Source organism: Cupriavidus nantongensis (assembly GCF_041726985.1).
Classification (GTDB): domain Bacteria; phylum Pseudomonadota; class Gammaproteobacteria; order Burkholderiales; family Burkholderiaceae; genus Cupriavidus; species Cupriavidus nantongensis_A.
Map to the genome: position 1 here is coordinate 1,051,913 of NZ_CP168303.1, position 12,700 is coordinate 1,064,612.

The following is a 12,700-nucleotide window of genomic DNA, read 5'->3' on the forward strand; positions in this document are numbered from 1 at the left end:
GCTGGTAATTAGAAAAATGAATTTTCTGGATTTGCCAGTATCAATTCGCTGCATTCCGTGCCAGAATCATCGGCATGCAGCTCTCCCGCATCGACCTCAACCTCTTCGTCGTGTTCGACGCCATCTACAGCGAAGGCAGCATCACCGCGGCCGCGCGCCAGCTCAACCTGACGCAGCCGGCGGTCAGCCATGCGCTGGGGCGGTTGCGCACGCTGTTCGACGATCCGCTGTTCGAGCGGCGCGGGCAGGGCATGGCGCCAACGCCGCTGGCCCGCTCGCTGGCGGCCGAGGTACGCAGCGCGCTGCAGTCGTTCGCGCGGACGCTGCAGGACACGCCGCACTTCGATCCCACCAACACCGTGCGCCGCTTCACCATCGGCATGCGCGATGCGCTCGAGTCGACGCTGCTGCCGCCGCTGATGAGCCGCGTCACGGCGGTGGCGCCGCAGGTGGAGATTGCCGCGATCCGCTTCGACCGCCGCGAGATGGAATCGGAGTTGCTGGCCGGCACGCTCGACGCCGCGCTCGACATCCTGCTGCCGGTGTCGCCGGCGATTCACCATGCACCGTTCATGGCCGACCCGATGGTGGTGCTGGCACGGCGCGACCATCCGCTGGTGAAGAAGGAGCTGACGCTGGAGCGCTACCTCGCGGCCGAGCACGTCCATGTGTCGTCGCGCCGCCGCGGCGCCGGCCTGGAGGACCAGGCCTTGCATCGCATGGGCCTGACGCGGCGCGTGCGGCTGCGCTGCCAGCACTACGCCGCGGCGTGCCGCGTGGTCAGCTGCACCGACCTGCTCGCCACGCTGCCGTTGCGCTATGCGCGCATCGCCAACGAGCCCTATGCCAATCGGCTGCTGTCGCTGCCGTTCAAGGTGCCGTCGCTGGAGCTGCACCTGTACTGGCACGCCGGTGGCGAGAACGACGGCGCCAACCGCTGGCTGCGCGAGCAGCTGATGGCGGTGATGGCCTCGCTCGGCAGCGGCATGGCCGACGTGGCCGCGGCGGGCTGACGGCGTCAACGGACACTCCCGCAGCTCGAATACGGTTCGGATTCCGTTAGGTGCGGCGCGCGCGGGTCACACGTAAGCAATTGTTCGCGGGCTAGACCCTCACGGTCCCGGCCCATACCATCGTCCCGTCTTTCTGCCCCCGGCAAAAGCCACAGCGAGCCCGTCCTGCTCGGTGCCCGCGATGGTTGTCGCGCCGGCCGTCCGCGCTCTCGGATCCCCCGGGCAGACCAATTCGCCGAACTCCACCACGACGACTCAGACCGATGATTGGGAAACGCTTGCCTGCCGATTGCCCTTCCATGCCGCCGCGCCGCGCGCGGCACACCACGCTGGCCCTGACCACGCTCTGTACCGCCGCGGCGCTGGCGCTGGCCGCCTGTGGCGGCGGCGATGGCGGTGACGGTGGCACCACAGCCAGTGCCGCGCCCGGCGGGTCGGCCCCGGCCGGCGCGCAGGCCAGCGCGCCCGCTGGCGGCCAGAGCGCGACCACGTCGCCGTCGCCGACATCGCCGACCGGATCCACAACTACCACGGCCGGGGCCTGCTACACCGTCAGCGGTCCCGCACCCGCCGCTGCGGCGGGCAGCGGCATCGCGCTGCTGCCGGCGCGCGGCAGCGCGGTCAGCAACTACCGCGTGCTGGAAGAGCCGCGCACCGCCGGCCTGTGCTACGCCAACTATCGCCGCGAGCAGGTGGGCCTGCCGCCGCTGGCGGCGCGCGACCCGCTCAATGCCGCCGCGCAGGCGCATACCGACTACATGCTGGCCAATGCCACGCTGACGCACGACGAAAGCAGCGGCAACCTGGGCTACACCGGCGCCACCGCCCACGAGCGCATCCAGGCTGCCTATCCGACCGATGCCACCGCCGAAGTGGTGGCCGGCGCCAACCGCTGGACCTCGGTGGCCAACGCGCAGCTGTCGATGTCGCCCAAGGACGCGCTGGTGTCTGACCTGGTCGACGCGCCGTTCCACCGCGCCGCGCTGCTGGGCAGCTATGGCTCGGCCGGCAGCGGCTTTGCCGAGCGCGTGGGCGCCAACGGCAGCGGCACCTCGGCCAGCTACTACCAGACCGTCGACCTTGCCGACCGGGTCAAGGGCGGCAGCGACAACCAGATGGTGGCCTATCCGTTCGACGGCCAGAACGACGTGCCGGTGAACTGGGTCAACACCGAAAGCCCCAATCCGGCGCCGGGCTATGAAAACCGCACCATGGGCTACCCGGTGTCGCTGCAGGCGATCAATACCTCGCTGCAGTTCGATGCCGACAACTTCGTCATCACCGATGCGCAAGGCGGCAACGTCGACTGCATCAAGGTCGACAGCCGTTCCTCGGGCCTGAGCAGCGCCGCGCGCGGCCTGGCGGTGTGCACGCCGGTGGCGCCGCTGGCCAGCCAGCAGCGCTATACCGTGCGGGTCACAGGTCGGCTCGGCGCGCAGCCGGTGGACCTGAGCTGGTCGTTCGCCACGCGCTGACCGTCGCGCCGCGGCGCGCTTATTGCGGCGCGTCCGGCGGCAGCTCGCCACGCAGCTCGATCCGCACCTGGCCTGGCGCCAGCGTGGCATCGGCCTGCACCGCAACCGGCACGGGCGGGCGCTGTCCCGCCGGCATCGCCTGCCACAGCCGTTGCGCCCATTCCCGGATCTCAACATGGTCGGGCTCGGCTGCCCACAGCCTGAGCGGCGCTGCCGTGCCCAGGCGCGCGGCGATGGCCGCGGGATCGTCCAGGGTCGAGACGGTCAGGGCGGACGCCGCCGCCGGTGCACGCGAAGCCATCGCGGCGGGGGCGGCCTTGCGCGCATAGGCGGACGGTGCGGCAGGCGCGGGCGCCGATGGTGCGGCTTCCGCGATGGCTGCGTCAGCGGGTGCCTGCGGCGCGGCTGCGATCGCCGGCGCGGGCGGGCTCGCTTGTTCTGGGGCCTCACGGTCGAGCGCTGCTTTGGGCGGAGCGCTTCGGGTCGCCTCCGTGCCGGGCGCCGCGCGAGGTGCCGGGCGGGCCGCAGGCGGAGCTGCCCTGGCGGCTGGCGCTGCGGGTTTGGGAGGCGGTGCTGCGGCGGTTTCCGGCAAGGGCGGCGATGGTGCCGTCGACGCTGCCGGCGCAGGCGCAGGCGCAGGCGCGGCCATCTCGGTCGCCGCGATCTCGGCCGTTCCCGCCGGCAACAGCGCGCCATCGTCGATCTGCCGCAGCACGATGCTGGTGGTCAGCCCGGCCACAGCCGCGACGCTGGCGACCAGTCCGAGCGAACGCCACCACCGGTGCGCGCGTGCGGCATGCGTGGACGGCTTCGTCGTGGAGGGTTGTGCGGCGCTTCGTGTGGAATCCTCAGCCTGAGCCCGCAGCCACGCCGCCGCATCCGGACCGAGGCGCGCACCTAGCACGTCCTCCGCGGCCGCGCCGGCGGCGACTCGCGCCAGCACCGCATCGCGCCGCGCCGACTGGGCCGCCTGCAGGCGCGCGGCTTCTTCCAGCACGGCCGCGGCCAGCGCCGGGGGCGCGGCAAAGGGCAGCGCGTCGGCACCGGGCTGGTGGCGGCCGGCGTCCTGTTGCGCCGCGCGCGCGGCGGCAAGCACGGAGGCTTCCAGCGTGGCCGGCGCCGGGTAGGCAGGCAGCGCTTTCAACAGCGCCGAGAGCCGGTCCTCGCCCGCGATGAAACGGTCGGCCGCATGCGATGCGGCGTCGCCCGCGCTCATGGCCGCGACTCCGGCACGCTGCCGGCCAGGTCCGCGCGCAGGCGCGCGAACGCATAGCGCAGCCGGCTCTTCACGGTCTCGAACTTCTCGCCCAGCATCGCGGCAATCTCTTCGACGCTCATATTGCTGAAGAAGCGCAGCACCACCACTTCGCGCTGCGTGACCGGCAGCTGCAGCAGCGCGCGATGGACGTGGTGCGCATGCTGTCGCAGCTGCAGTTCCGCTTCCGGCGACAGGTCTTCGGTGGGCAGCTCCGGCAGGTGGTCGTCCAGCGCGTCGCGCTGGCGCGCATCGGCGCTGCGCACCTGGTCGAGCCAGGCATTGCGCGCGATCTGGAACAGGAAGGTGCGGAACGCCGCGCTCGGCTGGTAGTCGCCGCAGCGGGTCATCAGCTTGACCCAGGTCTTCTGCGCGAGGTCCTCGGCTTCGCCGGTATTGCCCTGGCACAGCCAGGCCAGGTAGTTGTAGAGCCCGGCGTTATGCCGGCGGAACAGCTCGGTGACCGGCTGCTCGATGATGCCGCCCGCGACCAGCAGCATCAGGTCGTGGTCCGGCAGCGTGCGCAGCGTGTCGGCGTGCGCAGCGGATGGGGCGGGGGCGGAGGCCTGCATGCGCCCGAGTATAGGAGAGCGCAGGGCGGCGCGACAGTCCGCGCCACCCTGCGCCGGCGGCGCGCCGAGGTGTGCCTCAGCGCGCCGCATGCCCGGCCGGTGCGCTGCCATGAGAGGCGGCCGGCGTTGCGGTGGCCAGGCTCTGCGCCAGGTCCACCAGCTTGACGAACTCGCCGCGGTAGCCGAAGCGGTCGGCGCCGCGCGCGCCCTGCGCCAGCGCGCGCGCGTCGGCGTAGCGCCAGTCGCCGGTGAACTTGCCGCCGCGCAGCACCTGGCCGAAGCCGGCCACGGCCGCGGCAAAGCGGAAGTCGTCGTCGCCCTGCGCCAGCGGGCGCAGCGCCTGCCGCGCCACGGTAACGTCGAGCAACTGGCTGGTGCTGGCTGCCGGCAGCTTGTAGCGCAGCCGCACATGCGCCAGTTCGCCATCGCGCCCCGGCGCCGGCGCCGTGCGCTGGTAGCGCAGCGGGTCGACCAGCCCGGGCTGCCCCGCCAGCGTCAGCTCGTACAGCGCGGTCACGGTATGGCCCGCGCCGATATCGCCGGCATCGACCTTGTCGTTGTTGAAATCCTCGCGCGCCAGCATGCGGTTCTCATAGCCGATCAGCCGGTACTCGGTCACCGTGGCCGGGTTGAACTCGACCTGGATCTTCACGTCGCGCGCAATCGTGGCCAGCGTCGAGCTGATCTCGCTGACCAGCACCTTGTTGCCTTCCATCAGGTTGTCGATGTAGGAGTACGCGCCGTCGCCGGCATCGGCCAGCTGCTCCATCAGCTGCTCGTTGTAGTTGCCGGTGCCGAAGCCCAGCGTCGACAGCGACACTCCCGACTTGCGCTTGTCCTCGACCATGCTCTTGAGCTGGCGGAAGTCGGTAACGCCCACGTTGAAGTCGCCGTCGGTGGCCAGCAGCACGCGGTTGATGCCGCCGGCGATATAGCTCTGCTGCGCGGCCTGGTAGGCCAGCGCAATGCCGCTGGCGCCGGCGGTGCTGCCGCCCGCCACCAGCTGGTCGATGGCCGCCCCGATGGCGGCCTTGTCGCTGCCCGGCGTGGGCGGCAACGCTACGCGCGTGCTGCCGGCGTAGGTGACCAGCGTGATGCGGTCCTGCGCGCGCAGCTGGTTCACCAGCAGCTTGAGCGAGGACTTCAGCAGCGGCAGCTTGTCCGGCGAGTTCATCGAGCCCGACACGTCGACCAGGAACACCAGGTTGGCGGCGGGCAGCGCGCCGCTGGCCATGTCCTTGCCCTTGATGCCGATGCGCAGCAGCACATTGGACGGGTGCCAGGGCGCCGGCGCCAGAGCGGTATGCACGGCGAACGGGCGGCCGTCGGCGGGCTGGGCGTAGTCATAGGGGAAGTAGTTCAGCAGTTCTTCCACGCGCACCGCATCGGCCGGCGGCACGCGGCCGGCATTGAGCAGGCGCCGCACGTTGCTGTAGCTGCCGGTATCGACATCGATGCTGAAGGTGGACACCGGTGCTTGTGCCACCAGCCGGACACCGTTCTCGTCGATGGCGCCGTAGCGTTCGCGCTCCTCCGGCACGGGTGCCGGCAGCGGGTAAGGGTGCGGCATTGCCAGCGTGGCGTGCGGTTCGATGCCGTGCATTTCCGCGACGGGTTTGGACTGCGCTGCCCGGGCGGCGTGGTCGCGGTCCGCAGGCGGCGCCGGAGCAATCGCTGGCGAAACCGGCCCGGAGGTCTGTTCGGGCAGCGGCCGCGAAGGGCCGCCGCATGCGGCTAGCGCCAGGGCGGCGGCAAGGCTGGAAAAGAAGGCCGGTGCACGTGGTTGCATGTTGTTCTCCTGGAAGGCCGCGGGCAGGGCGCCGGCGTGACGGCCTGTCGATGTAACGGGCCATGCGGACCGGCGGGGTTGATGTGGGAGAAATATTTCTTGCCGGCGGCCGACCGGCACGGACGTGGCGCGCGCCAGACTTCCGTCCTCGCGGGATGCCGCGATCGCCACTACAATCGTTGGATCCTTCTGCCGGAGATCTCCTATGGCTATCCCTGACCTCACTTCGATGGCGTGGCGCGGCGCGCTGGCGCTGGCCCTGTCAGCGCTGCTCGGTGCCTGCGGTACCCCGGGCGGAAGCACGGCCACCCCGGCCGCCTCCACGACGCCGGCAGCAGCGACTCCGCCCGCGGCGCTGCCGCCGGCGCCGGAGGTGGCGTCGGGTTACCGCCCCGGCATGGCCACGGTCTACGCGCAGCGCCATATGGCGGCCGCGGCCAATCCGCTCGCCACCGAGGCCGGACGCGCCATGCTGCGCCAGGGCGGCTCGGCCATCGATGCGGCCATTGCCATGCAGGCGGTGCTGACGCTGGTCGAGCCGCAGGCCACCGGCATCGGCGGCGGCGCCTTCATCATGTATTGGGATGGCAAGAACGTGCAGGCCTTCGACGGCCGCGAGACCGCGCCCGCCGGCGCCACCGAAAACCTGTTCATGCGCCCGGACGGCAAGCCGATGCCGTTCAGCGAGGCCCAGATCGGCGGGCGCTCGGTCGGCACCCCGGGCGTGATGCGCGCGCTGGAGATGGTCCACCGCAAGCACGGCCGCCTGCCCTGGGCCCGGCTGTTCCAGCCGGCTATCGACCTGGCGGAGAAGGGCTTCCCGATCTCGCAGCGGCTGTACACGCAGGTCGCGGCCGACAAGTTCCTGGCCAATTCGCCGGAAATGGCCGCCTACTTCCTCGATGCCCAAGGCAAGCCCAAGCCGGCCGGCACGGTGCTGAAGAACCCGAAGCTGGCGCAGACGCTGCGCGACATTGCCCGGCGCGGCGCCGGCGTGCTCTATGGCGGCCCGATCGCGCGGGATATCGTGGCCAAGGTCAACAGCGGCAGCAATGCCGGCTCGCTGTCGCTGGCCGACCTGGGCAGCTACCGCGCCAAGCAACGGGTGCCGGTGTGCACCGACTACAAGCGCTATAAGGTCTGCGGCATGCCGCCGCCGTCGTCGGGCGGCATCGCCATCGCACAGATCCTCGGCACGCTGCAGGCGCTGGAAACCAGGAATCCCAAGTACGCGCTCGCGGCGCTCAAGCCGCAGGCCGTCAACACGCCGGCGCGTCTGGAAGCCCATCCCGATGCCGTCCATGCGATTGCCGAGGCCGACCGCCTGGCTTATGCCGACCGGGGCCTGTACGTCGCCGATGCGGACTTCGTGCCGGTCGACGTCAGCGGCATGGTCAACCCGTCCTACCTTGCCGCGCGCGCCGAACTGATCGGCGAGCAGAGCATGGGCAAGGCCCAGCCGGGCACGCCGCCGGGCGCCACGCTGGCCTACGCGCCGGACCGCTCGCCGCCGCGCGTTTCCACCTCGCAGATCGTCGCGGTCGACGACCGCGGCGGCGCCATCTCGATGACCACCACGATCGAGTCGTACTTCGGCTCGCATCTGATGGTGCGCGGCTTCATGCTCAACAACCAGCTCACTGATTTCTCGTTCGTGCCCAGCGAAAACGGCAAGCCGGTGGCCAACCGCGTGCAGCCGGGCAAGCGCCCGCGCTCATCGATGGCGCCGACGCTGGTGTTCGACCGCCAGAGCGGCCAGCTGGTGGCAACGGTCGGTTCGCCGGGCGGCTCGCAGATCATCGAGTACGTATCCAAGGCGCTGGTCGGCATGCTCGACTGGAACCTGGACCCGCAGGCGGCGATCGGCATGGGCAATTTCGGCAGCCGCAACGGCCCGACCGAAGTCGAGCAGGGCCTGGTGTCGCCTGGGCTGGTGCAGGCACTGCAGGCGCGCGGCCACCAGGTGACGGCGATCGAGATGACCAGCGGCACGCAGGCGATCGTGCGCCGCCAGGGGGCGGATGGGAAGATGGTGTGGGCCGGAGGGGCGGATCCGCGGCGGGAGGGGGTGGCGTTGGGGGATTGAGACTGGAGGCGTGCTATGCGCTGCACGGTCTCGAAAATACCGATTGCGTGCTCCCTCTCCCGCTTGCGGGAGAGGGTTGGGGAGAGGGTGGGAGTGTCGACGAAGTAAGGCGTGTCAGTATGCCGGTGCCTGCCCTCTCCCCCGGCCCCTCTCCCGCAAGCGGGAGAGGGGAGCAAACCGTCGGCAAGCCGTTAGGCTCTAGCCTTTGGCCTCAGCCCTTCGCCTTCTTCGCATACTCCCACCCCATCTCTGCCATCGGCCGCGCGCGCTTGCCCGCGTCGGTGGCCTGCGCCGACGAGGCGGTGCCGTCGACCACGCGCTTCATGATGCCCTGCAGGATGCCGGCGATGCGGAACATGCTGAAGGCCAGGTAGAAGTTCCAGTCGCCCGTGATGGCGCGCCCGGTGCGCTGCTCGTAGAGGCGGCGGTAGCTGGCTTCATCCGGGATGCCCAGCGCGGCGAAGTCGAGGCCGGCGATGCCGCGGAACTGGCCCGGGGCGATATGCCAGCTCATGCAGTGGTAGCTGAAGTCGGCCATCGGGTGGCCCAGCGTCGACAACTCCCAGTCCAGCACCGCCAGCACGCGCGGCTCGGTGGGGTGGAACATCAGGTTGTCGAGCCGATAGTCGCCATGGACGATCGAGGTCAGGTCGGCGTCTTCCTGCGGGATGTGCTGCGGCAGCCAGTCCATCAGCGCGTCCATCGCCGGGATCGATTCGGTCTCGGACAGCTTGTACTGCTTGGTCCAGCGTTCGATCTGGCGCTGGAAGTAGTTGCCGGGCTTGCCGTAGTCGCCCAGGCCGATGGCGTTGTAGTCGACCGAGTGCAGCGCGGCGATGACGCGGTTCATTTCGTCGTAGATGGCGCTGCGCTCGGCAGTGCCCATGCCGGGCAGCGACTGGTCCCACAGCACGCGGCCGGCGACGAACTCCATGATGTAGAAGGCGCGGCCGATCACGGATTCGTCCTCGCACAGCGCGTACATGCGCGCCACCGGCACGTCGCTGCCCGCCAGGGCGGCCATCACGCGGTACTCGCGCTCGATGGCGTGCGCCGACGGCAGCAGCTTGCTCTTGGGGCCGGGCTTGGCGCGCATCACGTAGGTCTGTCCCGGCGTGACCAGCTTGAAGGTCGGGTTGGACTGGCCGCCCTTGAACTGCTCCACGGTCAGCGGGCCGGCAAAGCCCTCCACGTGCTGGCGCATCCAGGCCTCCAGCGCGGCGGTGTCGAAACGCTGCTGGTCGGCCACCGGGCGCGTGCCTTCGAAGTGCGATACGTTGCTGGTCATGCTGTCTCCGTTGGTTTTCTGTTCGGGTTCGATGAGGAAATCGGGGGCGGGGAACCTCAGCCGGGTGGCTGGCGTCCGCGCAAATACTGGTGCAGCAGCACTTCCATGGTGGTGTGGCGCGAGCCGCTGTGCACGGGCGTGGGCGGCGAGTAGTTGGTCATGCGCACCACCCAGTCGAGCGGGCCGTCGCCCATGTCGAGCACATTGATGCAGCCGGCGGTCTGCAGCAGCGAGCCGAAGAACACGCGCCGCCCGCAGCTGATGGCCTGCGACAGGATGGCCCGGTTGGTGCCGCCGTGCAGCACCATCAGCACCGTATCCCAGGCCGGGTCGTCGCGCAGCCGCGCCAGCGCGGGCAGCACCCGGTCGAGGAAGGCGCCGACGGTCTCGCCGTTGAGAAAGCGCTTGTGTTCCGGCACCTCGCCTTCGAAGGCGCCGACGAAGGCGTCGCGCAGGTTTTCATCGGCAATGGCGGACAGGTCGCCGCCGCGGATTTCCTGCAGCTCCGGCCAGACTTCGGGGGCGATGCCGTCCATCTCCGGCAGTTCGGCCAGCACGCGTTGCGCGGTCTCGACCGTGCGCGGCAGCCCGCTGACGATGACGCGGTCGAAGCGGATCTGCTCCGCGGCAAAGGCGCGGCCGGCGGCGCTGGCCTGCATGCGGCCGGTCTCGTTCAGCGGCACCAGCTCGGGCAGGGCGGTGCGGCGCCCGGCGTCGTCGAAGTAAGACACGGCACCATGCCGCATCAGGTAGATGCGGCGACGCGAGGACGGCGGCAATTCCATGCGTGGTCTCCTTGCATTGTGCCGGCATGCCCGTCTGCGCGGGCTGGCCGTGGTGTTGATCCGCGCGGGCGGATCAGCGGTATTGCGGCTTGCGCTTCTCCAGGAAGGCGCTGATGCCTTCGCCGCCGTCGGGGTGGTGCAGCGCGGCGACGAAGCTGTCGCGCTCGGCCAGCAGATGCTCGGCGCGCGAGGCGGTGGCGGCATGGTTGATCAGCGCCTTGATGCGGCCCACTGCGTGCGGCGACTGCCGCGCCAGGCCCGCGGCCAGGCGCAGCGCTTCGTCCAGCGCCTGGCCCGGCTCGGTGACGCGGTTGACCAGCCCGAACTGCGCCAGCCTGGCGGCGTCGACCGGCTTGCCCTCCATCATCAGCTCGCTCGCCAGCGGGCGCGGCAGCGCGCGTGCGATCTCGTACGAGCCGCCGCCGTCGGGCGTCAGGCCCACCGAGACGTAGGCCATCACGAACTTCGCATCGCTGGCCGCCACGACGAAGTCGCATGCCAGCACCACCGAGAAGCCCGCGCCCGCGGCCGCGCCTTCCACTGCCGCGATGATCGGCTTGGGAAAGGCGTGCAGCGACTCGATCCAGCCGTTCAGCAGCGCGATGCTGGCGGCCTGCACCTCGGGCGGCTGGCTGCGGTTGCCGAGCAGCCGGTTCAGGTTGCCGCCGGCGCAGAAGATGCCGTCGGCGCCGGTGATGATGACCGCGCGCAGCGAGTCATCCGCCGCGGCCTGTTCCAGCGCCTGCTGCGAGGCCGCGTAAATGTCCGGGTGCAGCGCGTTGCGTGCCTCGGGGTTCGAGATGGTCAGCACCAGCGTCGAATCGACGCGGCGGGAAAGCAGCTGTGCGGGCATGGCGGGGGCTCGGTGGGGCGGGTAGCGGCAACGGCCGGGGGCTTACTGCCCTTCGGCCAGCAGCGACAGGCCCAGGCCGGCACGGCGCCACAGCCACGGGCTGGGGCGGTAGCGCATGTCGCCGGTCAGCGCTTCCATGTTGCGCAGCGTCTCCAGCACCAGCTGCGGACCGACCGCGTCGCCGAGCGCCAGCGGTCCCTTCGGATAGCCGAGGCCGAGGTTCACAGCGAGGTCGATGTCCGATGGCGTGGCGATGCGCTGCTGCGCGATATCGCTGGCAATGTTGATGATGCAGCAGAGCACGCGCTGGGCGACAAAGCCGGCCGAGTCGCGAATCACCGTGACCGGTACGCCGTCGCCGGCAAACAGGCCGTGCGCGGCGTCGCGCGCGGCGGCGCTGGTGGCGGGGGTGGTCATCAGCGTGCGGCGCCTGGTGGCCTCGAACGGCAGCAGCGTGTCGATGGCGACGGTGCGGGCCGGGTCCAGGCCCTGCTGCAGCGCGCTGGTGGTGGCGTCCAGCCCCAGCGGCGTGACGATGATCAGTGCCTCGGCCGAAGGCTGGTTGCCGCCTTCCGGGGTCACGCCGAGCGCGCCCAGCAGCTTGGTCACCATGGCATGGCCGCGCTCGCTGGCGTGGCTGACCCACACGCTCGACGGGCGCGCGCTTGGCACCGCGGCCGCGGCCGGCACCTGCTTCTGGCCATCGGCGTAGGCATAGAAGCCCGTGCCGGCCTTGCGCCCGATCAGCCCGCCGACCGCGCGGATCGCGGTGATCGGCGACGGACGGTAGCGCGGCTCCTGGTAGAACTGGTTGTAGATCGATTCCATCACCGGGTGCGACACGTCCAGCCCGGTCAGGTCCATCAGCTCGAACGGCCCCATGCGGAAGCCGGCCTGCTCGCGCATGATGTTGTCGATGTCGGCGAACTCGGCCACGCCTTCCTGCGCGACCTTCAGGCCTTCGATATTCATGCCGCGGCCGGCATGGTTGACGATAAAGCCCGGCATGTCCTTGCAGCGCACCGGCGTATGGCCCATGCGGCGCGACAGCGCCATCAGCGCGTCGCCCACCGCCGGGTTGCCCGACAGGCCGTCGATGACCTCGACCACCTTCATCAGCGGCACCGGGTTGAAGAAGTGATAGCCGGCGATGCGGCCGGGGTGCTTCGCGCCGACAGCAATCGCGGTGATCGACAGCGACGACGTGTTCGAGGCGATGATGGCGTCCTCGCGCACGATCGCTTCCAGTTTGGCGATCAGGTCGCGCTTGACTTCCAGCTTCTCGACGATGGCTTCCAGCACCATGTCGCAGGCAGCCAGGTCTTCGAGCGCACCGCACGGCTTGACGCGGGCCAGCGTAGCTTCGGCGTCGGCGGTGCTGATCTTGCCCTTGTCGGCGAGCTTGGCCAGCGTGTCCTGCAGGTACTTGCGCGCGGCTTCCACCGCCTGCGGGTTGGCGTCGTACAGGTTGACGGTCAGGCCTGCCTGCGCGGCGATTTGTGCGATGCCGCGGCCCATGGCGCCGGTGCCGACGATACCCAGCGTATCGATGGTGAAAGTGCTCATCATTTGTCCCAAAAGTTG

10 protein-coding genes are annotated in these 12,700 nt (G+C 70.3%); 3 read left to right on the forward strand and 7 right to left on the reverse strand.

Going from position 1 to position 12,700, the window contains the following annotated elements; all coding sequences use genetic code 11:
• Nucleotides 1–74: 74 nt before the first annotated feature.
• Both ACEI37_RS16030 and ACEI37_RS16035 read left to right on the forward strand, forming a co-directional pair.
• The gene (locus ACEI37_RS16030) at nucleotides 75–1,013 is read left to right on the forward strand and encodes a LysR family transcriptional regulator (protein ID WP_062797837.1); all 939 of its coding nucleotides are present in this window, start codon (nucleotides 75–77) and stop codon (nucleotides 1,011–1,013) included.
• A 299-nt stretch (nucleotides 1,014–1,312) separates the two neighbouring features.
• Nucleotides 1,313–2,488 (forward strand): CAP domain-containing protein, encoded by a 1,176-nt coding sequence (locus tag ACEI37_RS16035; protein WP_373379715.1) that lies wholly within the window; start codon nucleotides 1,313–1,315, stop codon nucleotides 2,486–2,488.
• Nucleotides 2,489–2,507: 19 nt separating this feature from the next.
• On the opposite strand, the gene ACEI37_RS16040 is transcribed toward ACEI37_RS16035, so the two are convergent.
• The 3 genes from ACEI37_RS16040 to ACEI37_RS16050 all read right to left on the reverse strand — a co-directional run bounded on the left by ACEI37_RS16040 (nucleotide 2,508) and on the right by ACEI37_RS16050 (nucleotide 6,104).
• On the reverse strand, nucleotides 2,508–3,704 hold the full coding sequence (locus ACEI37_RS16040; RefSeq protein ID WP_373379716.1) for a hypothetical protein: 1,197 nt from the start codon (nucleotides 3,702–3,704) through the stop codon (nucleotides 2,508–2,510).
• Nucleotides 3,701–4,315 (reverse strand): sigma-70 family RNA polymerase sigma factor, encoded by a 615-nt coding sequence (locus tag ACEI37_RS16045; RefSeq protein WP_373379717.1) that lies wholly within the window; start codon nucleotides 4,313–4,315, stop codon nucleotides 3,701–3,703. The genes ACEI37_RS16040 and ACEI37_RS16045 overlap by 4 nt, the downstream gene beginning before the upstream one ends.
• Before the next feature lie 76 nt (nucleotides 4,316–4,391).
• Complete coding sequence (locus ACEI37_RS16050; RefSeq protein ID WP_373379718.1) at nucleotides 4,392–6,104, reverse strand: von Willebrand factor type A domain-containing protein; 1,713 nt, start codon at nucleotides 6,102–6,104, stop codon at nucleotides 4,392–4,394.
• 205 nt (nucleotides 6,105–6,309) lie between these two features.
• Between ACEI37_RS16050 and ggt the strand changes: the two genes are divergently transcribed.
• Nucleotides 6,310–8,190: a gamma-glutamyltransferase gene (ggt, locus tag ACEI37_RS16055; RefSeq protein ID WP_373379719.1), complete on the forward strand. Its 1,881-nt coding sequence runs from the start codon at nucleotides 6,310–6,312 to the stop codon at nucleotides 8,188–8,190.
• Between the two features lie 211 nt (nucleotides 8,191–8,401).
• Here ggt and ACEI37_RS16060 read toward each other — a convergent pair whose 3' ends face one another.
• The 4 genes from ACEI37_RS16060 to ACEI37_RS16075 form a co-directional block, all read right to left on the reverse strand.
• Nucleotides 8,402–9,478, reverse strand: a complete 1,077-nt coding sequence (locus ACEI37_RS16060) for a phosphotransferase (protein WP_373379720.1) — start codon at nucleotides 9,476–9,478, stop codon at nucleotides 8,402–8,404.
• A 56-nt stretch (nucleotides 9,479–9,534) separates the two neighbouring features.
• Nucleotides 9,535–10,263 (reverse strand): histidine phosphatase family protein, encoded by a 729-nt coding sequence (locus ACEI37_RS16065; RefSeq protein WP_373379721.1) that lies wholly within the window; start codon nucleotides 10,261–10,263, stop codon nucleotides 9,535–9,537.
• Nucleotides 10,264–10,336: 73 nt separating this feature from the next.
• Nucleotides 10,337–11,116, reverse strand: coding sequence for an oxepin-CoA hydrolase, alternative type (locus ACEI37_RS16070; RefSeq protein ID WP_252674315.1), 780 nt, complete (start codon nucleotides 11,114–11,116; stop codon nucleotides 10,337–10,339).
• Nucleotides 11,117–11,158: 42 nt separating this feature from the next.
• Nucleotides 11,159–12,682, reverse strand: a complete 1,524-nt coding sequence (locus tag ACEI37_RS16075; protein ID WP_373379722.1) for a 3-hydroxyacyl-CoA dehydrogenase — start codon at nucleotides 12,680–12,682, stop codon at nucleotides 11,159–11,161.
• Between the last annotated feature and the right edge of the window lie 18 nt (nucleotides 12,683–12,700).